Genomic DNA, 26867 nt, shown 5'->3' on the forward strand with positions numbered 1-26867 from the left:
TTGGGGGCTATTACATGTATAAACATATTTTATTGGCTATCGATGGTTCTGAAAATTCATTTCGTGCTGCAAAAGATGCTGTCGGCATTGCTACAGAGGAATCGTTGATTGAGATTATTTCTTCAATACCTACAGAAGCTATTTCAAATGAACCGTTACATATGGGAACCCTCACTCAAACAGATGAACAATATATTCAAAAATTATCGCGTGAAATTGATTATGTAAAAAGTAATCATCCCCATTTAAAATTAACAATCGTACATGGTCCTGCAGGTCGAATGATTTCAAACTATGCTAACCATCACAATGTAGATTTAGTTGTAATTGGCTGTCGTGGATTAAATACAATGCAGGAAATGGTATTTGGCAGTGTTAGTACATACGTATCCAAAAATGCTAATTGTTCAACTTTATTAGTAAAATAATTATTAATGATTTACAAAATCCAAGTAGCATAGAACAAAAAAGCCTGCCACATTGTTGTGACAGGCTTTTTTGTTATTTACTTGAATCACGCTGTTCTATTCGATGTGGTAAGATGACATGCTGATCATCGACTTCTTCTTTATTCATATACTTCGTCAATAAACGCATTGCAACTGCCCCAATATCGTATAAAGGCAATACAACACTTGTTAATTGTGGGCGTACCATACGAGCCAGTTTGGAATTTTCGAAGCTAATAATCTCTACATCTTCTGGTACCATTTTCCCGCTATCCTGAATTCCATGAACTAAACCAATTGCAAGTTCATCATTACCTACAAAAATAGCGGTAGGTGGGTTCTCTAGTTCACTTAAATTTACCCAACTTTCCAAACCATCGTCATATGACCCATCCCCAGCAACAATTAATACTTCATCAATGGCAATATTTGCCTTTTGTAAAGCATCCTTATAAGCTGCTAATTTGCGTTCACCATTAACTGTATATTGTAAAGGACCCGAAACAAAAGCAATACGCGTATGACCATTATCAATCAGCAATTGAACTGCTTCCAAAGCTGCCTTGTAGTAATCGATATTCACAGATGCAACTTTTTCAGTTGAACTTATCGATCCAGCTAAAACTATTGGGACTGGACAAGCCTCTACTGCCCGTTGGAGCGTTTCTGTTACTTCCTCACTCATCATGACAATTCCATCTACTTGCTTTCCTAGCATCGTATCGAGTAATGTTAACTCTTTTTCTTCATTTTGATCTGAGTTTGCCAAAATAATATTATAGCGGTACATTGTCGCAATATCTTCTATACCACGAGCAAGCTCTGCATTTAAGTTATTCGAAATGTCAGGGATAATGACACCTACTGATGTTGTTTTTTTACTAGCTAAGCCACGTGCTACAGCATTTGGACGATATTCAAGACGCTCAATCACTTCCAGCACTTTTTTTCTTGTAGCTGGCTTAACATTTTGGTTTCCATTCACTACACGTGATACTGTTGCCATTGAAACATTTGCTTCACGCGCAACATCATAAATTGTGACAGTCAAAAAATCTCCCCCTTTAGCATGTTATACGATTTTTATTTTTAAAGTAGATTAACTAATAATATGTATAGTTTTATCATATAATATTTTCATTTCTTTTTTCAATCCAAAACCTAGTGAATAACTAGTTTTACCTATAATTTCTGCAAAAAAATTATTTTACTGCACTGTATAACCACCATCCAAGACAATTGCTTGCCCTGTCATGCCTTTTGCTGCCTCACTACATAAATATACAACCAATCCTGCTATTTCCGAAACATCTATCAATCGCTTTTGTGGTACTAAAGGATACAGGACTTGCTCTAATACATCCTCAACTGCAATATTTCTTGTTTTCGCTAAATCTTCGAATTGATTTCTTACGAGTTCAGTATCGACATAGCCCGGACAAATAGCATTGACCGTTATTCCATCGGTAGCCGTTTCGAGTGCTGCTACTTTAGTTAATCCGATAACCCCATGTTTTGCAGTATTATAGCCGGCTTTTCCTGCAAATCCGACTAAACCATTAATAGAAGCAATATTAATTATTCTGCCATATTTTTGTTGTTTCATAATCGGCAATGCATGTTTCATAAAAATAAATGGTGCGACAACCATCACCTTCTGCATCAAATCAAAAATTTCCGTATCAAACTGCTCAATCATTGACACGTGTTGAAAGCCTGCATTGTTTATAACGATATGGAGTGCACCAAATTGGGAGATTACAGCGTCAATCGATTGTTGTATTTGTCGTTCATCGCTAACATCACATAATAAATAACCTAAACTAGGCTCCTCTTCAACTGCCTGTTTTAATCTCTCTTCATTTTTATCGGAAATTATAACCTTAATCCCGTTATTTGACAGCTCTTTCGCAATTTCAAACCCAATACCTTGTGCTGCCCCAGTAATTAATGCAATCTTTTGCTCCATACAACTTCCCCTTTATAATGCTATTTAGAAAAAATTGTAATTTAATATGCACCATGAGTCAAATAAATATAGCTAAAAAAAAGGCTATGTCGAATAAATTCAACATAGCCTTTATCAAATATTATTTTGATACTTCGTATTGTTTCATGAATTTTAATATTTCATCATAATACGCATTGAAAGTAGGAATATCCATTTGCTGTTGTTGATCAGATAATGCAATTGATGGGTCTGGGTGTACTTCCGCCATGACACCGTCTGCTCCAATAGCAATTGCTGCTTTAGAACATGGTAGCAGTAAATCACGACGACCTGTTGAATGTGTAACGTCTACCATGACTGGTAAATGTGTTTCTTGCTTTAAAATAGGAACTGCCGAAATATCTAATGTGTTCCGTGTTGCTTTTTCGTATGTACGAATACCACGTTCACATAAAATAATATTTTCATTTCCTTTTGACATAATATATTCTGCAGCATGGATGAACTCATCGATTGTCGCTGCTAAACCACGTTTCAATAGGACAGGTTTATTCGTTGAACCTGCTGCTTTTAATAACTCAAAGTTTTGCATATTGCGGGCACCGATTTGAATTACATCGATATAGTCAAGTGCATGCTCCAAGTCTGAAGGTGTTACGATTTCTGTAATAACCCCTAAACCATATTCTTTTGAAACTTCTTTTAATATTTTTAATCCATCTAACCCTAAACCTTGGAAATCATATGGTGATGTACGCGGCTTGTATGCACCGCCACGAATTAATTTTAATCCTTTTTCTTGGATAGAGGCAGCTACTGCCGCAACTTGCTCATATGACTCAACTGCACATGGTCCAAATACAAATGAAGGTGTTCCAGATCCAACTAGTTCACCGTTAATGTTAATGACAGTATCTTCTGACTTTTCTTTACGTGATACTAGCAATTCTTTTTTCTTCTCTGCTTCTAATTGTTTTAATGCTGTTTTGAAGATTTGTTTAAAAATATAATCAACCGTCATCTGATTTAATGGACCATTGTTATTCTTTTTAATTAAATCAAGCATATGGCGCTCACGTAGTGGATCATAGCGATTCACGCCTTGTTTCTCTTTTATTTTACCTATTTCCTCTACAACGGTTGCACGTTCATTAATTAATCGTAAAATTTCCAAGTTTAAGCTGTCAATCTGACTACGTAAGCTTTCTAAATCCTGTTGACTCATATTCCTCTTACCCCTCTTCTTTGCGTATCCTTCTCTTTCAGATAACTTAAAAGTATGATACATTTTTAAGTAATAAACTTATTATAATCAATCTATTGTAGAATGTCACGTCTTTTTAATTTAGCGATTCAACTCGCTAAAGTATATTGTAATAATAAATTGAAAGGAAGCGTTATCATATGACAAATAAATTGTTTGCACTTGATATCGGAACGCGCTCCGTTGTTGGCATTATTCTAGAACAACACGAAGATAAATATCATGTCGCAGATATTTTAGTGAAGGAACATAAAGAACGTGCAATGGTTGATGGTCAAATACATAACGTCCTGTATGTAGCAGAGCTCATCCAGGAGATTAAAACAAAATTGGAAGAAACACATGGTCCATTGAAAAAAGTCAGTGTCGCAGCAGCAGGTCGAGCATTAAAAACTGAGCAAGCACTTGTCACACTTTCAATAAAAAACAGACCAATTTTTACTGAAGAAGATATTAATAGGTTAGAGCTTCAAGCTGTCCAACAAGCCCAACAGCAATTATTGCAGCATAAAGAAGATGTAAAAAATAATCATTACTATTGTGTCGGTTATTCCGTTTTGTATTTCCGGTTAGATGGCGAAGAAATTGGTAGCCTACTCGATCAGCAAGGTGATGAAGCTTCTGTAGAAGTTATCGCAACATTCCTGCCACGGGTAGTTGTTGAATCACTTCTTGCTGCATTAAAACGTGCAGATTTAGAAATGGAAGCTTTAACTTTAGAGCCTATTGCGGCGATTAATGTACTTATCCCCCCAACAATGCGTCGGTTGAATGTTGCGCTAGTTGATATTGGTGCGGGAACTTCGGACATTGCAATTACGGATAAAAGTACAGTTGTTGCATACGGAATGGTACCAACTGCCGGTGATGAAATTACTGAAAGCTTAAGTGACCATTATTTATTGGATTTTCCGATAGCTGAAATAACGAAACGCCAAATGCATACAAATGAAGAAATTTTAATTCAGGATATTTTAGGATTTGACGAATATATTCCTCGAGCAGAAGTGGTAAAAGCCATTTTTCCCGCAATTGAAAACCTAGCAAAATCTATTGGTGAGGAAATTTTACGTTTAAATAATAATGTTCCTCCTAAGGCCGTTATGCTTGTAGGTGGCGGGAGCTTAACTCCTCATCTTCCGGAAGAGCTTGGAAAAGTATTGAACCTACCTGCGAATCGTGTAGCTGTTCGTGATGTAAATGCTATTCAGAATTTAACACGTGCAGAACATATCCCTGCAACACCTGAACTTGTCACACCGATTGGCATTGCAATTGCAGCTCAAAAATCACCAATTCATTACATGTCCATCTCAGTTAATGATCAAGTTGTTCGTTTATTCGAATTAAAAGAAATGACAGTAGGCGATGCCTTTCTTGCAGCGAATATCCGTGCGAAACAGTTGTATGGCAGATTAGGTCACGGTTTATCTATTACAGTGAATGGTCAAAATGTATTTGTACCGGGAGAACATGGACAGCCTGCACAAATAGTATTAAACGGGGAAATAGCTTCCACTAAAACACTAATAAAAAATGGCGATAAAATTCAGCTTATTCCAGGAAAAGATGGTGCTGATGCATATGCCACAGTTCGTGACATTATTGATGAGGCAGCTGTTAAAAAGATAACTATAGGTAAGGAAAAATACATAATAGAGCCGAAAGTAATAGTTAATGAAAAGCCAGTGAAACTGGATACTCCTATACAGGATCGTGATGTCATTGTTGTCCAAACAGTTACAACGGTAGAAGATGCTTTCAACAGTACGAATAATACGAAACATCTCCAGCAGTTTAGTTCTTACTGTGTTCATCTAGATGGTAAACCCGTTTATTTACCGGAGTTTTCTTCGCAACTTTTTATAAATGGAAAGCCTGCTAAAACTCATTATCCTATCCAAACAGGGGATGTAATTACCTTTGAGCAAATTATGTTGCCTTCTGCAGAACAAATAGCAGCATCTTTAAATTTGCTTTTGGAGGAAAAAGTGATTGTCACATTCCAGCAGGAACAAGTAGAACTTGCCAAAACGGCACGGGAGTTCTACGTCAATGGTCAAATTGTTCAAAGTACTTCAACCGTACCAAATGGAGCTACGATTAAGATTATTGAAAAGGATACGGGAAAGTGGATTTATCAGGATGTTTTCCGTTTTTCAACTTGGCAGCTTCCTACCACATTTAAAGGTTCTTTCACGATTTTACGAAATGGACAGCCTTCAACATTTGATGCGGAAATATTCGGTGGTGACCTGTTAGAAATTCAGCTCGCAGAAATTAAATAATCATAGAATTTCAACAATAAAAAAGGCTTCCAAAATTTATTGGAAGCCTCAGATTGTCGACAAAAGGTCTCTCGAGACCTTTTGTCTTTTTATTATAAATTTTTATTCGATGCTTAACAGGAATAAGTTGTTTATGTTCATTGATTTGAATTGAATACTAGTCATCGTAGATATCCTATCTCTCACTTTATTTAAAGCGATGAATAAGTTGATTGGAGTGGAGGGACCGTGACTCCACCGGGAACAGCGAAATTTATTTTGCGACGAGTAACCGCAGGAGCACGCGCGGAAGATCCACTAAATTGTGCCTGCCGTTGTAGGCACAATTTAGTTAGCTGGAGCCGTGCCCGGGGAAAGCATCGGTCCCGGAATGGAAATTAACGGTTTTCATTAGTTAACTTTATTTTAATAAAAAAAGACTGTAGGCAATCCCGAATTCCTTCAAGTTTGTCTACAGTCTGAGGCTTCCAATATTTATTGGAAGCCTTTTTGCTTTTATTACATATCAGTATGACGTGTAGAATTTGCAAGATCCGGATCTGTATTTAAAGTATCAGGATCTGCATTTTCAGCAGCTATTGCCTGAGATTTCGGATCATCTACTTTATCTACTTCGTCTAAAGGTAATGGTTCTTCCCCTTCTGAAGATGCTGTTCCATCATCAAATACTGGTGGTTGTTTTGTTGTTTTCCCTTTTACTTTTTCAACAATTGATGAAGATTGTTCTTTTAATTGAGTAGATAGTTGAGCAGTCTTTTCCTTTGCTGTTCCTGAAAGCTCGATACTTTTATCTTTCAAAGTTACAGCTTGTACAGCAACATCGTTACGCATTTCACTGCCTGTTTTTGGAGCTAATAATAACGCAGTAGCTACCCCTACTATTCCGCCAACTAATGCACCAATCACAAAATCTTTTACATGAATTTTTTCATCATCATAAATTGAATCATTAATCTGTTGATAGTTAACTCGTTTTTCTTCCATCACAATACTCCCCCTTGACATTTTAAAATAATTTTACCCATTATTCTTCTTCAAAAACCCAAATTTTGATTTTGAACTCATATTTGGTGGTGTTTCATTTGTTTTAGTACTCGTATAAATTACATCTTCATCGTTAATTGGCTTGCGCTGACGCCATTGATCTGCGATACCCATTGCGACATTACTCCACTGAACGACTTGTGCAATTTTATCTTCATTTTTATGAACTTCTGTGGAAATTGATGTAGTAATACGTTGTACTGAAGAATTTAAACTATTTACAGAATCGCCTACTCCTTTAACTGCATGAACTACAGAATTTAACTTCTCCGACTTCTCTGAAATATCATCAGCCAATGCATTTGTTTTTGTAAGTAAGCTCGTCGTCTCACGGGTAATGCCTTCCATTTGCCCTTCAATTCCAGCAACTGTCCCGGCAATAGAATTCAATGTATTCTTTACAGAAAACAGTGTCATACCGATGCTTACACATAATACTAAAAATCCGATTGCAGCTACTAATGCAGCAATATAAAGTAGTACTTCCATAATGTTACCTCCTATATCTAGTCCATTTAAACATTCGACAAAAAACCTGACAATCCTTTTCTTTGAAAAACATATTTCGCCAAAACTTCATTCAAAAATGAATGTGCCTTTTGTCCATATTGTCATATTTCCCAATCTATCAGTTAATAAAACCCTTTATAATTATTAGTTCTATCAATTATGTATGAAAAACAGCTTATCCTCTAATCCAGGTTAAGCTGCTTTTCTCTTTTTATTTCAAAATAGCTTCAAAAGCATCTTGATATTTATGAACATCTCCCGCTCCCATGAAAAGGAATACGGCATTTCCATGCTTTTTAAGATCGCTAATCTCATCAAGAGTCAATACAGTGCACCCTTCGATTAGACATGCTAAATCATCAATTGAAAGTTCGCCTTGTTTTTCGCGAGCAGAACCAAAGATATCACATAAGTATGTGTTATCTGCCCCACTTAAACTATCCGCAAAGTCTTGCAAAAAAGCTTTTGTTCGAGTAAATGTATGTGGTTGGAATATCGCAACAATTTTATGTTCCGGATATTTTTGTCGTGCTGATTGCAAAGTAGCGGCAATTTCAGTAGGATGGTGTGCATAATCGTCCACTAAAACAACGTCGCCAATTTTTGTTTCTGTAAAGCGGCGTTTTACCCCACCATAAGTATTAAGTCGTTCCTGAATTAAATTTGCTGGGATACCCTCATAATGACAAAGCGAAATAACCGCTAATGAGTTTAAAATTGTATGATCCCCAAATAGTGGAATAAAGAACTTACTGTAAAATTCATTGCGAACATATACATCAAACTTAGTACCTTCTGTTGTTTTCTCAATATTACGAGCTGAAAAATCATTGGCAGAATCAAAACCATAATACACAACAGGTACATTTGCCTGAATTTTTTGAAGCTGTTCATCATCTCCGCATGCAATGATTGCTTTATTTACTTGTAAAGCTAGTTGCTGAAATGCGTCATAAACATCATCTATACTCGTAAAATAGTCAGGGTGATCAAAATCAATATTTGTCATCACTGCATAATCCGGATGATAGGCTAAAAAGTGTCGGCGGTATTCGCATGCTTCCATTACAAAGTACGATGCATCCTGTGCACCAGAACCCGTACCATCACCTATTAAATAAGAAGTTGGCATATAGCCACCTACAACATGACTCATTAATCCAGTTGTTGATGTTTTACCGTGCGCACCAGTAATAGCAATAGATGTATAGCGATTACTATACTCTCCTAAAAACTTATGGTAACGGATTACCTCTAAACCTAATTCACGTGCACGTACTAATTCTGGGTGGTCATCATTAAATGCATTACCTGCAATTATTGTTAAGCCTTCTTTAATATTATTTTCATCAAAAGTAAGAATTTCTATTCCTCGCTCACGTAAAGGTTGCTCTGTAAAATAATACGTATCAACATCAGAACCCTGTACTTGCTCTCCAGCATCAAATAAAATTTGCGCAAGTGAACTCATTCCTGAACCTTTAATACCTGTAAAATGATAGCGTGTCATTATTGTTAAAACCCTCCTAGGATACATTGATCCCATTGAAATTATCAATTTGTTGTTTCAAAGTTATGCATACATTATAGCACTAAATATACGTAACAATAATTGAACGACAATTCAAAAATTATTGTCATTCAATTATCATGTACCTTAGCCGCCAAATTGCTCAACTATATCTTCCTCAGTTATAAATACATCTCTCGGCTTACTCCCTTTTGGTTCAGAAACAAAGCCCTGACGCTCTAACATGTCAATTAGTCTTGCCGCTCGATTGTAGCCTATATGATAACGACGTTGTAAAAGAGATGTCGACGCTGAACCTTGTTCATATACAAATCGGCAAACTTCTTCAAACAATTCATCTTGGTCCTCTACTGTTTCAGAGCGTTTTAATAGTTCTTCTTGCTTAAATATATATTGTGGCTCTCCCTGTTCACGTACATACTCAATAATTTCTTCTATTTCATCATCAGTAACAAATGTACCTTGAATACGGGTAGGAGCCGACATTCCATTCCCTAAATATAACATATCTCCGCGTCCAAGCAAGCGTTCTGCGCCTTGTGTATCTAAAATTGTACGAGAGTCAATTTGAGATGATACTGAAAAGGCAATACGTGTAGGGATATTGGATTTAATTAGCCCTGTAATGACATCCACAGAAGGTCGTTGTGTTGCGACAATTAAATGAATCCCTGCAGCACGAGCCTTTTGAGTAATCCGAACAATACTATCTTCTACATCTTGTGGAGACATCATCATTAAATCCGCCAACTCGTCTATTACAATCAACAAGTATGGAAGCTTCTGTGCATACATTCCATTTGCGTCACACATTTTATTATATGCTTCTATTTTACGTGCACCGCTATGCATAAATAACTGATATCGTCTTTCCATTTCCTCAACTGCCCATTTAAGTGCGGCCGTAGCTGCCTTAACGTCCGTTATAACAGGACTTACTAAATGTGGAATATGATTAAATGGTGCCAATTCAACCATTTTAGGATCAATTAACATTAGTTTTAATTCATTAGGGTTTGCTTTATACAGTAAACTAACTAAAATCGAGTTAATACATACTGACTTACCTGAGCCTGTTGCACCTGCAATAAGACCATGAGGCATCTTTCGTAAATCAATTGTTACAGGTTTGCCTGTTAAATCCAAACCTAAAGCAGCCTCTAATGGTGAATCAGAATCTGTAAACGATGCTGAATCCGTTACTTCAGATAATCGTACTGAACGGGAAATCCGGTTTGGAATTTCAATGCCAATCGAGCGCTTCCCTGGAATTGGTGCATCAATACGAATATCTTTTGCAGCCAGCGCCAACTTTATATCATCTGTTAGATTTCGGACTTTACTTACTTTCGTTCCTTGCCCAACCGTAATTTCAAACTGTGTTACAGCAGGTCCCTGCACAATTGACTCAATATGCGCCTGAATTTGGAAGTGGGATAATGCTTCGACTAAATTCTCTCCCTGTTCGTCCATCCAATCACGGTCTTCAACCATTTCCTCGGGCGGCACTAAATACTCAAGTGGTGGTTTTACATAAGGAATTCGTTTCGGTAATGGAGGAGTTTCTATAACTTCCTCGCTAGTATTTTCAATTGAAGGTAATTCCTGAATTTCTTCTGTAGTAGCCGCTACTTCAAGTATTTCCTCCATTGGTTGCTGCACATTTTCATCTCGTTCCAGTAATCCTACGGAAGTCAAAGGCAGGTCATTTATTGGTTCTGTCTGTCCCCCACTGTCTTCAACTTTTTGTACCGGCTCATGTTGTAAGATAATCATTTCAGATTGTTCTTCTTGTTCCTGTCCTTCAGATAGTGTTAAGGGGTTTGTATCAATAATATTCTGCACATCATCCAATTGTTGAATGGTAGTGACTTCTTTGGTAAACGTAGTAGTCATAGTCATCTCAGAATCCATTAATTCATTTTGATCGTTAACCACTTCATTACCTTCATCTATTTCTTCCGACTCTATAACAATATGCTTCTGTTGACTTAAATGCTGCTCAACAAATTTCTTTGTAAGCAACTTTTGTTTATCTGATTTTAACATCACAACATTGAATGGAAGACGACTTCCCGTACTTACAGGTTTTACTGTTTCTTCACTCTTCTGCTCGATTACAGTATTATCGTCTGTCGAAGGAACCTGCTCAACATTTAATTGACCTATATGAATTGTTGAGTTTTCAATTGTTACATGTTTTACCTGCACATCATTCATAGTATCTGCAGCAGGTGTCTCTTCAATTGTTTTCTTTTCTTCAACTTCTTCCACCTCTATAACAGGAGGGGATAAATCTTTATTATCTGGTGCTTCCGTGAACTCTTGTGGTTCTAAAACATCTTCTTCTACTTCAAATAAAATAAGCTCTTTCTCACTACTATTTTCATTTTCCACAACAACTTCACTTTGTCGTAATGGTTCTTCGCTTGTACTTTGTTCAACTAGTTCGTGTTGTTGCGATTCAAGGGGATTTTCAACAGCTGTCTCCGCCTCCGGGAATTGATTTAGCGCTTCACTATTTTCCGGTTCGACCTTTATTAATGAAGACGGTTCATCATTTTTGTGTTGCTCATCCGCATCTTGATGTTTTTCGATTAGCTTTTCAATGGGAGTTGGCTTTTTAAATCCATGTACAGGCGAAGGTACATCCGTAGGAATAAAGCGTTTTCTCAATTCGATTGGTTTCGTAGCTTGGTTGCTGACTTGTTTTTCTTCAAGCGACGGTTTTTTGCGTAAATTTTCCCGCTCTTCTTTTAAAATCGGCAATCGGCGTACTGGCTCATTCTTCTGTATGACATTTGAATGCCCTTTTCCTTTACGGCGTCGCTCCAGCAGCTCTCCAATGCCTGAGACTTCCACATCATAGATTTCACGACCCGCAGTAGATTTTTGCAAGTAATTTGGCAATGAAAGCTTTTCATTATCTTCATCATAAAAGCTAGTCGTTTGGCGTTGTTGCTCTTCTTTTTGTGCAGCTTCTTTAAATTCATCTTCTATTAAAGGGAATCGAAATGCATTTTTCGGTCGATCTGTCTGCTCATTGTAATTGGGTCGTACCTTATGTTGTTCATTTAAATCGGTGTTTGTATAGCCCTCATGTTCATCATATTCTTCATTTAAATCCATCTTAAAAAGTTTATTAAATTTATTTTTAATCCAACTCATAAAATACCACTACTTTCCTTAAAAACATTGCCATTCAAATTTCATTATTTAAACGGTCTTTATATGTATATAAGATTTACACACATCAAAAGCATATCATATTTGCTGTATAAATGCGCTTTGTCGCTAATAATTTTAAACATAAAAAAAGTTAGTATGCGAGACTAGGCTCAACATACTAACTTTAGATTAATTTAACGAGAAGGCATTTCGAACGGACTACCTACTTCAGCAGAATCCTCTAATACTAAAATCCCTTTCACCTCTGGAGCACCTGGAATTGCTAGTTCCCGTGCAGAGCAAAGCATACCAAACGAATCTTCTCCACGTAAATTGCCCTCTTTAATTAATAATCCTGAAGGCATAACTGCACCAACTTTTGCTACTACTACTTTTTGGCCAGCTTCAACATTTGGTGCACCACATACGATTTGTAATGTCTCGTCACCTACATTTACTTTACACACACTTAATTTATCAGCATTTGGGTGTTTTTCTTTCGCTTCTACATAACCTACAACGAATTTAGGGGAGAAATCTACATCCAAAGAAATTTCTGCACCATTAGTCGTTAAGGCTGCCTCTATTTTTTGAACTAATTCAGGAGTAACTTCCACATTGCCTGCTACATCCAATTCTAAATATTTGCTAGCATTAAAAAGATTGAATGCTTTTATTTCTCCAGTTGATTCTTCTTTTAATATGGCTACGTCACCAGCACGTTCAACCTCTGTTTTTACAATGGATTCTGTTGCTAACTGAACTAATAGGACATCTCCTACATGTGCTTTGTTGTATGCTACTTTCATTTTTCGTCTTGCTCCTTTTTCACTTTGTTTTTTGCTAAAATAAATATTGGTTCTAAATGACCGTTTTCATATACAAATGACAAGCTCGTAATCGGAACCGCGCCAACTGTAAAGAAATGCATTGTCATCTGCGCTAATACATCATACCCTACTTCATTTCGAATATCACCAATAATTAATACATCCTGGTGTGGTACAGATACTGTCATTTCTCCTTCAATTTGACTTTCCATTTCCTTTAAAAAGCTTTCGTTTAATATACGGCTCGCATCATACCCATCATTCTGATTTAAAAAATAATAGATATTGCCTGAAACTTCATCACGTTTAACAGAAGTCGGTAATTTTTTTACAGAAAAACGGGCAGCTTCGCGGATCTGCTCCTCTGTAACACTTAATTTTGGCAACATCGATTCATCAATTAAACGATAAGTTGTCCCTAAATCAAGCGCATAATAAATACGAGTTTCTGCAGTGTGGCTCGTCATTACAAAGGCATGACCATCATTTGATTTTTTTGGGAAGGATGTGGAACGAATTATTGGATATACAGAAGCCAATCCTCCAAATCCTTGTTCCTCTTCTCGTTCCATTGCTAAAAAAGTTTGTTCAATTGTATAAACAACTTCCTCAATTGCCTGATGTTTCTTCGTTTTGTACTTCGTCACAATTTCTGGTAAAAAAATATCCATCCCTTTACCGATTTTTTTGTGATCCAGACGCAATTTATCATGCTTCTCATCGAATGTGAATGTAAAGTTAGCCTCACCCAATTTAGTTTTCAGTTCAGCCACTAATTGTTTCGAATCCATTCAACCACTCCTTTATCTAATCAAAAACGGCCCACAAATGTGAACCGTTTCATCTACTTCACTATTGTAGCAAAAAAGCAATACGAATACTTTGCTCAATGCTTCAGTTATTCAATAACGTTGACCGTCTTTACAATTTCCATCATTTCTTGAATTTTGATATCCAACTTTTTGTCTTCGGAAATCGTAGATAATTTAACGCCGCCTAAATTTGCAATGAGTTCATATTTCTCTTCAGATTGCTCTACAACTCCCGCAAAGCCAAATAGACCCTCTGATTGAAATGTTTTTTCCTGTACAATTTCACCTGTGCTCTCACTCTTGAAAATATCATAATGCAACTGACTATCACTTGTTTCATTTTCGTTTACAAATAAAATATAAGAATCTTTACCATTTAGAATTGTATAATTTAAATCATCAATTCCTTTTTCAATACTATATCCTGCCGGTAAGTACAGCTCTATATGTCCAATCGATTTATTCACTTCTTTTGGTTCACTACCAAACACCGTTTCGGCATTCTCCATTCCAGCTAAAGCTTGTTCCTCAGCTGATTGTGAACACGCAGTTAATACAGCAACTATTGCGATAAGTATAGCTGCCTGTATCCATTTACGACTCATAGTTTCCCCTCACTTTCATACTTTCTAACGTATCATAATAATTTTCCAACTTGCAAAGCAACGAAAATGATTTACATTTCTTCTTTCTGTTCTTTGCTCATTTTGAATAATACTTGTCCAACCAATAGCTTTACGATATGTTCAAACATTGCTTTACGATCGATTAAATTATGTGTAAAGATGCCTACTGCACCTTGATGTTGACGAATATTTTCGATATTAGTATAGACGTCCATGACAGGTCCAAGTTCCATCCCTACCCGAAGCTCCCGTGCGATTTCTTCAGGCAATGCAAATTGTGCACCAGAGCTGGCAATGACCGTTCCGTCCTTTAAATTTACAGCTCCCCAGTTACAGCAATACATTGTCCCTTCTATCTCATCAACCCCGCCTTCAAGACCAAATGTTATATCGGCATTTGTTTTCATCATTGCATTGCGTGCGCGATTAATGGCACCTTGCCTCGTTTCTTCGTTTGAAAAAGGTTGAACTGATACATCAGAAGGTACATCTATACTTTCCACTGTAGCTTCTGGGAAGAACTGTTTGACAATTGCTTCGACAGCGCCGACTTTCGCTTTATTTTTCGTTCCGACTGCTACTTTCATCTTTTCATCTCCAAGTTGATCAATTTAGGAAAAAGTTCTTAAAACCCGTTTCCTTATGTAGATTGCCTATCCCGTTTATTTTCACAAAAAAACAAGGATGCAATTATTTCACATCCTTGTATTATAATATATTCTTCTATTTTTTTATACGTTTGCACGTATTGAATCAATTGTGGAACGGTCTGCCGATTGAACTAACTTAACAAGCAACTCTTTTGCCGCTGCATAATCATCCACATGAATAATGGAAGCAGATGTATGAATATAGCGGGAACAAATTCCAATTACAGCAGAAGGGATACCATCATTTTGCGTATGCACTCGACCTGCATCCGTACCACCTGGAGATACGAAATATTGGTAAGGAATTTTATTTGTTTCGGCTGTATCCAATACAAACTCGCGCATCCCGCGGTGAGTCACCATTGAACGGTCAAAAATGCGTAATAACGGACCGTTACCCAATTGTCCGAACTCATTTTTATCACCGGATGTATCATTTGCTGGCGATGCATCTAATGCAAAGAAAAAGTCCGGCTTAATCATATTTGCAGAAACTGCCGCTCCGCGTAAACCTACTTCTTCCATGACATTTGCACCCGAATAGATATGGCTGTTCACTTCTGTTCCATGAAGCTCCTTTAAAAGCTCGATTGCCAATCCACAGCCGTAACGATTATCCCAAGCTTTTGCCATAATTTTTTTGGGGTTTGCCATCGGTGTAAATGGACATACAGGAATAATTGATTGACCTGGACGTACACCTAATTTTATCGCATCTTCTTTTGAATCTGCTCCGATATCAATCAACATATTTTTAATATCCATTGGTTTTGAACGCTCCGCATCTGTTAATAAATGTGGAGGAATTGATGCAATGACCCCTGGAATTTCACGTTCTTTAGTATAGACTGTCACACGTTGTGCCAACATTACCTGGTTCCACCAGCCACCAAGAGTTTGGAAGCGAATCATTCCATTGTCAGTGATGGAAGTAACCATGAACGCTACTTCATCCATATGCCCCGCTACTAAAATTTTCGGTGCATTTTCGTCCTTTGCTTGACGTACGCCAAAAATGCCCCCTAAATTGTCCTGAATAATTTCATCGGAATACTTTTCTAATTCTGAACGCATAAAATTACGAACAGCACGTTCATTACCTGGTGCTCCAGGAAGTTCTGTTAACGTTTTAAATAGGGCCAGTGTGTCTTGATTCATTATGTAACACCTCTATAAGTAGATTTGCACTTATTATAACACAAAATTAATTGAGTATTTCGACTTTCGAACCTTCTATTTTTTTTACACTATTTTCAGAGTGTGTTAAAGTAAATATAGTGAATATTTTGAGGAGGTTTTTGGGATGAACTTAAAAGATTTTACAATAGGTCTTGTAACAGGGGTGGCAGCAGCTGTCATCGTAAAGGAAATGAGCAATCGCGTTGCGCCATATGCAAATCCTGATCATATTTTAACAAACATTAAAGATGAATTTAAAAAGCAGGCACCGATTGATGGTTCTTGGATTTATATGAAAACTGAAAACTTCAGTAATGGCTTTACAGAAACACCTGTATATCGTGGTGGTATTTCCCGTACGATGAATGGGGAGTTAGAGAATTACGAATTTGCAGCAGATGCCCGTTCTGGTGCAATTGTAGATATTAAACAAGTTTAGAAATATAAATGCGATGACGAAATATGTCATCGTATTTTTTTTGAACAAAAAGTAAATTTTATTAGTCAAGTTGACAAATATACTTGTCAACTTGACTTTTTTACTTTACACTTCATTTAAGAGGTGAGGAAATGAAAACTCGGCTAAAGGAGTTACGGGCAAGGTATCAGTTAAACCAAACCGAATTGGCAAAGCGGGCAAAAGTATCGAGACAGACAATCAGCTTAATAGAACGAGAAGAACTCGTCCCTTCGCTATTAATTGCCGTCAGAATATCAAAAATTTTAAATGAGCCTATTGATGAGATTTTTATTTTTGAGGAGGATGAGTTGGAATGAAAAAAACGTTAATACAGCTTTTAGGTGGAGCGGCTATAGGTGCACCTATTGGATTTTTCACCGTAAGCGGTAATTTTGCACTACCGATATATGAAATCGCTACTGAAATGACCCTTGTGTTTTTAGGCATTGCATTTCTTTTATTAGTTGGAAGCTTGCTGAAATTAGCTCAGTTAAAACAAAAATCTGCACAGCAATTTTCAGGAGATGAAGAAGATTTACATGAACAATATTTATATACATTGTATAGCGATGTTTCTTTAGCAAGTAATATTGCTCTAATTTTAAGTATTGTAGCAATGTGTATTGGAGTAATTACCGAACAATCTATTGTCATTTTAATATTATCAATTTTCGTTGTTTTACTTTCAATTTTATCAACTATCTTAGTAGGAACATCTTTGAAATATGCGTATCCTAATCGGGAATTTCCTTCCTTTAATGATAATCAATATTCAAAAAAACTATTAGAAATGTCAGATGAAGGTGAACGCCATGTTATGCTTCAAGGATTTTATTCTGCCTTCAATACGGCTAATATTTTATTGCTCGCATCATTATTATTATTGATGTTCTATTCAATCGCTTCGGGAGAATCCCAGCTATTCGCGATTCTAATTATTTCTCTTATATTAATAATCGTGAACACACAATATATGTTAAAAGTACGTAATCGATAAAAAAAGCGCCTGCATGAATTGAAAAAATCATGCTGGCGCTTTTTTACTTACTTAATTAAAGCCTCTTTCGAACGTTCCAAGCTGTCCGTTATTACTTTTCCTGTTGTATCCCATTGAATCATACGGTAATACGCATCATGGTAGAAAATAAACCGGTAGTTATTTTCGAGTGCTTCTTTCAGTAATTTTTCCTTTGCATATACGCTTGTCATCGGGTAATCATCATACGCCAATACCCAAAGTGGATTTTGGTGAGCATGCGTTGGCATAATATCCGCCATATGTAGCGCCACTTCACCATTTTGCTCCAGGCGAATAATCGCATGTCCTTCACTATGGCCACCCGTATGAATCATTTTTAAACCTGGTGCTACTTCAAATTCGCCTTCAAATGTAGAAACTAAATGTTCTACTGGCTCCCAATTTTCTTTCCAGTACGTATTTTTCGAGCGAATATTCGGGTTACGCATTTCATCCCACTCGATTTGTGTTGTGTAAATTACAGCATTCGGGAAGACAGGAACTAGCTTGTCACCTTCCCATTTTGTTAAGCCACCTGCATGATCGAAATGTAGATGCGTCATTAATATTGCATCAATATCACTCGGCTGTAATCCAGCTTCAGCTAAGCTTTTTTCAATTGTTGATTCTTCTGAAACACCGAAATTACGAAGTTGCTTTTCATTTAATTTTCCAGCACCAACACCAGAATCTACTAAATAATTTTTCCCCTCATATTGAATTAAGATTGGTTCACATGCTAATTCAATTTGGTTCAGTTCATTTACTGGATATTTACGAGACCACAGTGCTTTTGGCACTACCCCAAACATAGCCCCGCCATCCAGTGCTGTAACACCCCCATGTAACCATGTTAGTGTCATGTTGTGAAATTCAAATCGATCCATTTCTCCATCCCCCTAAATCATAAATTATTTAGTTTTGAATTGACATTCTAGTCGATAAATTGGTTGACCGAGCTTCGAGAATCTCTCCTCGTACTCTGTCATAATATTATCTTCCGGCATATTCGCATGTAAATCTAACGATACATATTTTAATGCCATGCCGTACTCATTCATACTTACTAGCGAATATTCAAAAAGACCACGGTTATCCGTTTTGAAGTGGATTTCCCCGTTATCGACTAAAACATTTTCATAAATTTTCAAGAAGCCGCCATGTGTTAATCGTCGTTTCGCATGGCGAACTTTAGGCCATGGATCCGAAAAGTTTAAATATACACGACTAACATCACCTTTGCCAAAGAACTCTTCTAACTTCTCGCCATTTACTTTCAATAATCGTAAATTTGCAGGCTTATTTGCTGCTACGATTTTTTCCAAGGCACATACTATAACACTATCAAATAATTCAATTCCAATATAGTTAATATCAGGGTTTTGAAGAGCCATCCCTAATACAAATTGTCCTTTGCCTGTACCCACTTCAATATGAATTGGGTTGTCATTACCAAATACTTCATTCCATTTCCCTTTATAATGCTCAGGGTTTGGGATAATCACATCCGGATGTTCCTGAATATAATCTGCTGCCCATGGTTTATGCTTTAATCTCACTTACTTATCCTCATTTCTGTTGTTTGCATGTCTCATATTATAGCTTATATAATCTATTTTTGCTTTTATTTTGCTAAACTCCATGCTTTTTGATGAACCGATATTTCAATAGTATTCATATGTTGCTGTAATTTTTGTTTTTCCCCATCTGCATGTGCCATAATAGGTTCCTCAAAAAACAACTGTATGCTGTGCATTGAAAACTGGTGTACTTCTCTCATGCCTGTATGTTTAGCAAAAAATACACTCCCGAAAACAAATAATAATTTCCACTTCGATAAATTGGATACAACTGTAACTTCCAATGTTCCGTCACAAGTGTTGGAAGCGGGAGATAACTTCATCCCACCCCCAAAATACGGCTGGTTGCTGACGGTTGTGAACCACACATTTTCAAATCGTTGTTCTTTCCCGTCCAGAAGGATCGTTAAATGAAACGGCTTATATGTAAATAAGGCAGAAATTACATAATACGGATAACTGAGCTTCCCTAGCTTCCATCTATTCAGAGATTTTTTCAGTTTGGATTCGTTTGCCTTCATTGCAACAAATGCATCAAAACCGACACCAAAATTATTAATAAAATATTTTGATGTACCATTAAATAGTGCACTTCCATAATCATGTAGGGAACGAGTTGGGTATTTAATAAACTGTTCGAGCTGTTTGCCTGTTTTAAATGTTTCGAAGCCACGGGCAAAATCATTACCAGAACCCGCTGCAATTACGCCAATATATACATGTTCAAAATGTACGACACCGTTCAAAACTTCATGAACTGTTCCGTCTCCCCCTACCGCTATTAAACAGACCGGATTTTGTTTTGTAGCGCGCTCGGTAATTTCTTTTACGATCAATAACGTATGGCCTGCATATTGTGTCCAATGGGTAGTATACGGCAAAGTTAAATCCTGTTTAAATTGCTCCCAACGCTTTATCCCTCGTCCATTACCGGCATTAGAATTAATAATAAAATGTAATTCCATTTGTTAATCTTCCTTATTGCCATCTGTATTCCAAATATCACGGTTAAACGAAGTCGTTTGAACCGTATTCAAAATAGCCTGTGCGCCGCGTATTTGCATATGCTTCATTGGTGAAACAGAGTGCTTCAAGGAATTCATCCAATCCGGAAATTTTCGTTTATCAACAAATGAAATGCCATACATCGTCCCTGGATAATCAATATAGCCATTTCTTGTCAGTAACACTTTACGAATCGGTAGTTCAATATTGTTCTGAGCAAAGATTTGTTCGATTATTTTTTCCATACGGTTTAATTGAATTAGAGGACTTAAAAGCTTTTTCTCATTTTTCCCGACCTTTTTAGTCCAGAAACGCTCGCTATTTGCAATAAATACAGCCTGCTCCTCTTGTTCTAATAATGTAATACATAAGCATTCTGTTGGCGTTAAAATAATAATGTCCAATTCAATTGGTGCTTTTTTCACCCTTAATATTGGGAAGTAAAATATTAAATAATTATCTGGTAATGTTTGTAGCATTGAACGCAGCAATGTATCCCGCATAAATTTTGGATCTACATACGATTTTTGACGTAATGTCGAGCTTGCCCATTTCATTTGAAAGTGGAAGAACTGATCTATAAACATTTTCTTTAACTCTTCAAGAGTTTGTGGTGTATAGACGATATTCGGTTCAAATAATAACGTTGTTTCCTCTTCTAGAACTTCGTCATTTTCTACTGCCCAATCATTTGAAATCGTTATTTTTTCAATATCTTCTTGTTCTTCATTTTCTTCACTGAGTTTATCTTTTTTAAATGGGAAGATTTTTTGGAACAGTGAAGTTTTCTTCTCCTCCTGAACATTTTCTTCCTCTATGTGTTCCCAACGCTCAATCATTTCACCCGTTTGCCATTGATACTTTACCCGATCCCACTGATTTTGCTTTAAGCGTATAAATTGTGTTGGATAACGAGCTAAATCAATTTCATAACGTGAAATATAATCCTGAAGTTTTACTAACTGAGCCATTTTATCTTCTCCCTAAGTTCATTGCTAATCTTTAATACTTATATTTTACAGGTTATTGTGCAAAAAAAATAGCGCATTGCCAATAAGCAACGCGCTAAATTATTTAATTCTTTACTTGGAGTATAAGGTTATGCATTAATCCCTTTAGGAATTTTGGTTTCGAATTGAGCCTGTAATTTACGCGTCCATTCACCTGGAGTACCATTACTAATAACCGTACCATCTATTTCAATAATCGGCGTTATTTCTGATGTTGTTGATGATACGATTACTTCGTCCATTGCAAGTAGCTGCTCTTTCGTCATCGCCTGTTCGTTTACAGGTAAACCAATTTCTGCAGCACATTTAAGGATCACCTGACGTGTAATCCCATTTAAAATTAAATTGTTAGCTGGGTGTGTATAAAGGACACCGTCTTTAATTCCGTAAATGTTAGAAGAAGAGCCTTCTGTAACAGTTTCTTCGCGATGTAATATCGCTTCATAGCAGCCTTTTTCATATGCTTCCTGCTTTGCCAACACTGCACCAAGAAGATTTAATGATTTAATATCACAGCGCAGCCAGCGAATATCTTCAACAAATGTCGCTTTTACACCTTTTTCAAAGTTATCTAATGGGCGTGGATTTTCTTTCGCGTTTCCTGTTAATACCGGCTTCACGTCATCACCAGGGAAAATATGATTACGTGGACCTGCACCACGTGTAATTTGGAAGTAAACATGACCCGTATCAATATTGTTCGCTTCTACAAGCTGATGCAATAATTGGTGTAATTTATCCTTCGTATATGGAATAGTAATACGGATTTTTTCCGCACTGTCATAAAAACGATTAATGTGCTCAGTCGCTGTAAACAGTTCTCCATTATATACTTTCACAACTTCATAAACTCCATCACCAAATTGGTAACCGCGATCTTCCTTATCCACTAACACTTCTTCATTTTTTACAATTTGATCATTCCATAAACTAAAGCTCATCTCAAATACCACCTTTATTATTAGTTAGTTGCCAATTTTACAATCGCTTCTGCATAAATAGCAGTTGCTTTTATTAATTTTTCAATATCTACAAATTCATCTGCCTGGTGTGCAACATCTGGCTCACCAGGGAATAGCATCCCGAATGCCACCCCTTTTTTCATAACGCGTGCATAGGTGCCTCCACCAGTTGAAAGTGGCTTCGAGTAATCATCACTGTATTTACGATACACTTGCAACAATGTTTGGATTAATTCATCTTCCTCGCTAACATAATGTGGGTTTGAGTTACTCACAACATCTAATGTAAACACTTCACCCTGTAACAATAATTGTGCTCTTGTTATTTTCTCTTCAAAAGGGTAAGAAACTGAATAACGCATGCTCACTTCAATTGATGCCCCGTGCTTATCAAATTTTACAATTCCAGGATTGAATGTAGTTGGACCTGACATTGCATCTTCAAAGTTTAAATCCAATGCAGTTCCAAAATGATCCTTATCAAAAACACGAACGATAAAATCGACAAATGACTTACTTTGTTCTGTCGTCAGAACATTTTGTAAAAATTTCGCTAAATAAACCGCTGCATTACGCCCTTTTTCCGGTTCCATCGCATGGGCTGATTTCCCTTTAACAACAATTATAATCCCATTATCTGTTTCTGTTAAAGTACCTTCAACCTGATTTTCTTTTAAATATTTCTGAAAATTCTCACTTGTGCTGTTTTCGGCATATTTTAAAGTAGCGGTTGCTTCGTCTGGTACCATATTTGTTCTTTTTCCTGCATAGAATGTTAGTAGTTGTTCATCGCTTGATGGTTTTTCTTTACTTGTAAACGTTAAATGGGCAATACCCTTTTCAGCATTGATTAGCGGGAAATCTGCATCCGGAGCAAAACCAATTGTCGGCATTTCTTCTTTTTCGAAATAACGTGTCACACATTGGAATCCGCTTTCTTCATCGGTGCCGATAATCATGCGAACACGTTTATTTAAAGGGATTTTGGCATCATGTATAAGTTTCATCGCCATCCAAGCAGCCATTGTCGGACCTTTATCGTCGATTGCTCCGCGACCAAATAATTTCCCGTCTGCTACTTGCCCAGTGAAAGGGGGATATGTCCAACTTGCAACATCACCGGCAGGTACAACATCGACATGACAAAGCACACCGATAAGCTCTTCACCTTGTCCCATTTCAATATGACCTGCCATATTGTCAATGTTTTTTGTAGTCATTCCTTGCTCTATACCTTTTTGCAGCATAAAATCCAATGCCGCTTTAGGTCCAGCACCAAAAGGTATTATATCAGAAAAATTATTTTCATCTTTTACACTTTCAATTTGAATTAACTGTTGTAATTCTTGAATGAGCTCTTGTTTTCTTGCTTTTGCCATCTGTAACCAATCCATTAACTGCACCTCATTTTTATAATATTGTTATTGTACTCTTTCTAAACAAAATTACAATAATCATTCATTATTTTTACAAAGAACTATATTTCTATTAATATTAAAAATATGAATTTTCTGTAAAAATATCAAAAATTGCAACTCAATTCTGGAATTTTATTTGATTTTCCGCTATAATGTGTGTGTCGGAACTTCTATTCTGACCAAACTTTCAGAAAAGGGGATGTCTAAGGCAAACAACTAAAGCCTAAGTGCACTCCGCACACATTTTGTCGTCCGCTAGTCTTATGCCATGAGAATTTAAGATCGAAGGAGTGGTTTTTAGAAATGAAACCAACTACTGATAGAATGCTTAATCGTATTAAAGACGTGTATATGTTTATCCTCAATAAAGGAGAAGTGACTACACAGGATTTAGTCGAAGAGTTTAACATCACTCCTCGCACCATTCAAAGAGATTTGAATGTGTTAGCCTTCAATGACTTGGTAATGAGTCCAAGTCGGGGTAAATGGACAACGACGAAGAAAAAAGTAAAAATGACATCTTAGAATTCTTGAAAGCGGCTGATTCTTTATTTTGTGAGAAAGGACTTATTTTGTCCCAACATAACGTAAGGTGTCGATCAGTTACACAATGAAATATTAGGAACGTTTATTCTTAGTAAACGTTTATCAGTTCTTGATTGAGAGAACTAAAAAGCGAATGCCTTTTCGTCGGGGCATTCGCTTTTACTTTTTATTTATTTGCTGTTAACAGATTAAGTTCCTGTTCTGTCAGCTCACGATATTCACCTAGTGCCAGTTGCTCATCCAGTTGCAATGGTCCCATCGATAAACGTTTTAAGTACGTAACTGTTTTACCAACCGCCTCAAACATACGTTTTACTTGATGGAATTTCCCTTCCTGAATCATGAGTTCAATTTCCGATTGCTCACCTGAGTGTAGTATTTTTAACTCCCCTGGCTTTGTATGATACCCATCGTCCAATGTAACTCCTTGTGCAAAAGCTTTAATATCCTCTTCCGTTACAACTCCGTCAATTTTCGCATAATACCATTTGGGTACATGCTTTTTTGGAGATAATAAGTTATGCGCTAAGTTCCCGTCATTCGTAATAAGCAGAAACCCTTCCGTATCTTTATCCAGACGCCCTACAGGAAAAGGCTCGAAATGCTGGAAATCCGGATCCAACAGATCAATAACTGTTTGATCATATCGGTCTTCTGTTGCAGAAATAATACCAGGCGGTTTATTCATCATTAAGTATATAAACTCTACATATTCTACACGTTCTCCTAACACCGAAACATCCTGCTTTTCAGGATTTACATGCATCGCCGAATCCTTCACGGTAATGCCGTCTACGGTTACAGCTTTTTGCTTTAACAGTTGCTTTACTTCTTTTCGTGAGCCGTAGCCCATATTTGCCAATAATTTATCTAAACGCATAAAGTCCTCCATGTAAAAAGGGGACGCCTTTATTAGAGACGTCCACATTTTTATTTTACTAATCTTAATTTACGTGCGATTTTTGTTAGCTTATCACCTAATAAAAGCTGTGCTAACCCTAATTTATAGGATATTGTACCATAAACAATGACACCAACAGCCGCACAAACAATTGCATAAAGCAATGCTAATAGTTTTGATGTTGCAGGTGCAATTGATGATAATGCCGCATGAGTTAATGAAACAGCTAATGCCATTAAAATAGTTAAAATAATAATTAATAATATTCGGCGTACTACAACTTTCGCATTGTAGTTTGTCACTTTGTTTATAACAAAAATATTAATAACTATCGTAACACCATAACCAAGCGCTGTAGCTAAAATCGCCCCATCAACAGACATCAAGTGAATAAGTGGCGTATTTAATACCGTCTTTACGAGTAAGCCCACTAATAAACTGAAAATAACCCATTTTTGATAATTGACCCCTTGCAGTATCGCGGCTGTTACAGTGAATAGTGCAAATAAAATGGCCACAGGTGCATAATGACTTAACACTTGTGTTCCCATCTCACTGTAGGAATAGAAGAAATGATATAAATCTTCCGCTAAAATTGAGATTCCGATCGCGGCCGGTACTGTAATAAACAGTAGCACTTGATATGTTTTATCCATAGCAGAATGTACTTGCCGCAAATTGCCTTCTGTATAAAACTTCGTGACCGTTGGAATAATTGCCATTGAAAACCCTGTCGCCAATACGACTGGAATCATAACAATTTTTTGTGTTAACAAATTCAGCATCGTAAAGTAGGCTTCGCTGATGTCTCCTGCTATTCCACTGGCGTTCATTGCACGGATGAATGTGAGCAGGTCCACAAGTTGGAATAAAGAGCTCCCTAAACCAACGAATACAACAGGAATCGAATATTTGAAAATCTCTTTATACATATCTGAATAAGGAAGTCTTCGCTCTTTCGGTGCAACAACTTGAACCGCCTTAATATCAGGGCGAAGTTTTTTCCAAAAATAAAACAGCGTCACAAGCCCGCCAAGCGCACCAATAAATGCAGCAAATACGGAGAAATTGATTGCTGTTATTTCATCGCCACCCATAACATTGACAACGATAAAAGCACCGCCTAGTAAAAAGACGATACGCACAATTTGCTCAACTAATTGTGAAACAGATGTCGGCAAATAATGCCCATAACCTTGCAAATAACCCCGTACTAAACTCATGAATGGTACAACAATTAATGCATAACTTACCCATTGAATAACATTCGCAACTTGCTCAACACTAAACGTTTGATCTTCACTATCAATCACTATATTGGCAAGCGGTGTTGCAAGTAAATTCATTAAAATAAATGCTATGATCCCTGTTAATGTCATCAGGAGAGCTCCTGTTTTAACTAAACGACGACCAGCATCAAAATCACCTAATGCATTATATTTCGAAACAAATTTTGATACTGCAATTGGTAAACCCGCAATAGCAATACTTAACATAATGTTATAAGGAATGTAGGCGTAGTTGTACAAGACAATGTTTTCTTCACCTACAATGGCATAAAACGGGAAAATATAAATTAATCCTAAAAGCTTTGATAGAAACAAACCGATAGTTAATATGGCTGTTCCTTTCATTAATGAAGACATGAAATGACCTACCGTTCTA

At 36.7% G+C, this 26867-nt stretch carries 26 protein-coding genes; 6 read left to right on the forward strand and 20 right to left on the reverse strand.

All coding sequences use genetic code 11. From position 1 onward, the window contains the following. Positions 1-14 precede the first annotated feature (14 nt). Positions 15-428 carry a universal stress protein gene (locus tag H9635_RS12345; RefSeq protein WP_191700607.1) on the forward strand — a complete coding sequence of 138 codons (414 nt, stop codon included), beginning with the start codon at positions 15-17 and terminating at the stop codon, positions 426-428. A gap of 73 nt (positions 429-501) precedes the next feature. Here H9635_RS12345 and ccpA read toward each other — a convergent pair whose 3' ends face one another. The 3 genes from ccpA to H9635_RS12360 form a co-directional block, all read right to left on the reverse strand. Next, positions 502-1500: a catabolite control protein A gene (gene ccpA / locus H9635_RS12350; RefSeq protein WP_191700608.1), complete on the reverse strand. Its 999-nt coding sequence runs from the start codon at positions 1498-1500 to the stop codon at positions 502-504. A gap of 156 nt (positions 1501-1656) precedes the next feature. Next, entirely contained in the window at positions 1657-2418 is a 762-nt protein-coding gene (locus H9635_RS12355) for a 3-hydroxybutyrate dehydrogenase (RefSeq protein ID WP_191700609.1), read from the reverse strand. 121 nt (positions 2419-2539) lie between these two features. Further along, positions 2540-3625: a bifunctional 3-deoxy-7-phosphoheptulonate synthase/chorismate mutase gene (locus H9635_RS12360; protein WP_191700610.1), complete on the reverse strand. Its 1086-nt coding sequence runs from the start codon at positions 3623-3625 to the stop codon at positions 2540-2542. Positions 3626-3804: 179 nt separating this feature from the next. On the opposite strand from H9635_RS12360, the gene H9635_RS12365 reads away from it, so the two are divergent. Beyond that, the gene (locus H9635_RS12365) at positions 3805-5952 is read left to right on the forward strand and encodes a cell division FtsA domain-containing protein (RefSeq protein ID WP_191700611.1); all 2148 of its coding nucleotides are present in this window, start codon (positions 3805-3807) and stop codon (positions 5950-5952) included. 498 nt (positions 5953-6450) lie between these two features. On the opposite strand, the gene H9635_RS12370 is transcribed toward H9635_RS12365, so the two are convergent. The 9 genes from H9635_RS12370 to H9635_RS12410 all read right to left on the reverse strand — a co-directional run bounded on the left by H9635_RS12370 (position 6451) and on the right by H9635_RS12410 (position 16281). After that, the gene (locus tag H9635_RS12370; RefSeq protein WP_191700612.1) at positions 6451-6936 is read right to left on the reverse strand and encodes a YtxH domain-containing protein; all 486 of its coding nucleotides are present in this window, start codon (positions 6934-6936) and stop codon (positions 6451-6453) included. 33 nt (positions 6937-6969) lie between these two features. Then, positions 6970-7485: a DUF948 domain-containing protein gene (locus H9635_RS12375; protein WP_191700613.1), complete on the reverse strand. Its 516-nt coding sequence runs from the start codon at positions 7483-7485 to the stop codon at positions 6970-6972. Between the two features lie 232 nt (positions 7486-7717). Further along, the gene (gene murC / locus H9635_RS12380; RefSeq protein WP_191700614.1) at positions 7718-9016 is read right to left on the reverse strand and encodes a UDP-N-acetylmuramate--L-alanine ligase; all 1299 of its coding nucleotides are present in this window, start codon (positions 9014-9016) and stop codon (positions 7718-7720) included. A gap of 147 nt (positions 9017-9163) precedes the next feature. Next, positions 9164-12205 (reverse strand): DNA translocase FtsK, encoded by a 3042-nt coding sequence (locus H9635_RS12385; protein ID WP_191700615.1) that lies wholly within the window; start codon positions 12203-12205, stop codon positions 9164-9166. Between the two features lie 194 nt (positions 12206-12399). Beyond that, a complete protein-coding gene (gene ytpR / locus H9635_RS12390) occupies positions 12400-13014 on the reverse strand; it encodes a YtpR family tRNA-binding protein (protein WP_191700616.1) in 615 nt (204 codons plus the stop codon). Further along, complete coding sequence (locus H9635_RS12395) at positions 13011-13826, reverse strand: DUF1444 domain-containing protein (RefSeq protein ID WP_191700617.1); 816 nt, start codon at positions 13824-13826, stop codon at positions 13011-13013. Before H9635_RS12395 ends, ytpR begins: the two co-directional genes overlap by 4 nt. A 107-nt stretch (positions 13827-13933) precedes the next feature. Then, positions 13934-14452: a hypothetical protein gene (locus tag H9635_RS12400; RefSeq protein WP_191700618.1), complete on the reverse strand. Its 519-nt coding sequence runs from the start codon at positions 14450-14452 to the stop codon at positions 13934-13936. A gap of 71 nt (positions 14453-14523) precedes the next feature. Next, on the reverse strand, positions 14524-15060 hold the full coding sequence (locus H9635_RS12405) for a DUF84 family protein (protein WP_191700619.1): 537 nt from the start codon (positions 15058-15060) through the stop codon (positions 14524-14526). 144 nt (positions 15061-15204) lie between these two features. Next, positions 15205-16281 (reverse strand): M42 family metallopeptidase, encoded by a 1077-nt coding sequence (locus tag H9635_RS12410; protein WP_191700620.1) that lies wholly within the window; start codon positions 16279-16281, stop codon positions 15205-15207. Positions 16282-16426: 145 nt separating this feature from the next. Here H9635_RS12410 and H9635_RS12415 point away from each other — a divergent pair, with 145 nt between their 5' ends. The 3 genes from H9635_RS12415 (at position 16427) to H9635_RS12425 (ending at position 17759) form a co-directional block, all read left to right on the forward strand. Beyond that, the gene (locus tag H9635_RS12415) at positions 16427-16741 is read left to right on the forward strand and encodes a hypothetical protein (protein WP_191700621.1); all 315 of its coding nucleotides are present in this window, start codon (positions 16427-16429) and stop codon (positions 16739-16741) included. Positions 16742-16872: 131 nt separating this feature from the next. Further along, entirely contained in the window at positions 16873-17079 is a 207-nt protein-coding gene (locus H9635_RS12420; protein ID WP_191700622.1) for a helix-turn-helix transcriptional regulator, read from the forward strand. Further along, the gene (locus tag H9635_RS12425) at positions 17076-17759 is read left to right on the forward strand and encodes a DUF3169 family protein (RefSeq protein ID WP_191700623.1); all 684 of its coding nucleotides are present in this window, start codon (positions 17076-17078) and stop codon (positions 17757-17759) included. The genes H9635_RS12420 and H9635_RS12425 overlap by 4 nt, the downstream gene beginning before the upstream one ends. 47 nt (positions 17760-17806) lie before the next feature. Here H9635_RS12425 and H9635_RS12430 read toward each other — a convergent pair whose 3' ends face one another. The 6 genes from H9635_RS12430 to pepV all read right to left on the reverse strand — a co-directional run bounded on the left by H9635_RS12430 (position 17807) and on the right by pepV (position 23731). After that, positions 17807-18667: a YtnP family quorum-quenching lactonase gene (locus tag H9635_RS12430; protein ID WP_191700624.1), complete on the reverse strand. Its 861-nt coding sequence runs from the start codon at positions 18665-18667 to the stop codon at positions 17807-17809. 24 nt (positions 18668-18691) lie between these two features. Further along, a complete protein-coding gene (gene trmB, locus H9635_RS12435; protein WP_191700625.1) occupies positions 18692-19339 on the reverse strand; it encodes a tRNA (guanosine(46)-N7)-methyltransferase TrmB in 648 nt (215 codons plus the stop codon). Between the two features lie 65 nt (positions 19340-19404). Further along, positions 19405-20325, reverse strand: a complete 921-nt coding sequence (locus H9635_RS12440) for a diacylglycerol/lipid kinase family protein (RefSeq protein WP_191700626.1) — start codon at positions 20323-20325, stop codon at positions 19405-19407. 3 nt (positions 20326-20328) lie between these two features. Beyond that, entirely contained in the window at positions 20329-21336 is a 1008-nt protein-coding gene (locus H9635_RS12445) for a nuclease-related domain-containing protein (protein ID WP_191700627.1), read from the reverse strand. 128 nt (positions 21337-21464) lie between these two features. Continuing rightward, complete coding sequence (gene dat, locus H9635_RS12450; RefSeq protein WP_191700628.1) at positions 21465-22316, reverse strand: D-amino-acid transaminase; 852 nt, start codon at positions 22314-22316, stop codon at positions 21465-21467. 20 nt (positions 22317-22336) lie between these two features. Next, entirely contained in the window at positions 22337-23731 is a 1395-nt protein-coding gene (pepV, locus tag H9635_RS12455; RefSeq protein WP_191700629.1) for a dipeptidase PepV, read from the reverse strand. 327 nt (positions 23732-24058) lie between these two features. Here pepV and H9635_RS12460 point away from each other — a divergent pair, with 327 nt between their 5' ends. Then, on the forward strand, positions 24059-24280 hold the full coding sequence (locus H9635_RS12460) for a DeoR family transcriptional regulator (protein WP_008408196.1): 222 nt from the start codon (positions 24059-24061) through the stop codon (positions 24278-24280). Between the two features lie 187 nt (positions 24281-24467). On the opposite strand, the gene H9635_RS12465 is transcribed toward H9635_RS12460, so the two are convergent. Both H9635_RS12465 and H9635_RS12470 read right to left on the reverse strand, forming a co-directional pair. Further along, positions 24468-25181: a pseudouridine synthase gene (locus H9635_RS12465; RefSeq protein WP_191700630.1), complete on the reverse strand. Its 714-nt coding sequence runs from the start codon at positions 25179-25181 to the stop codon at positions 24468-24470. A gap of 50 nt (positions 25182-25231) precedes the next feature. Beyond that, complete coding sequence (locus H9635_RS12470; protein ID WP_191700631.1) at positions 25232-26848, reverse strand: putative polysaccharide biosynthesis protein; 1617 nt, start codon at positions 26846-26848, stop codon at positions 25232-25234. Between the last annotated feature and the right edge of the window lie 19 nt (positions 26849-26867).

Source organism: Solibacillus faecavium, from assembly GCF_014836905.1.
In the GTDB taxonomy this organism is placed as follows: domain Bacteria; phylum Bacillota; class Bacilli; order Bacillales_A; family Planococcaceae; genus Solibacillus; species Solibacillus faecavium.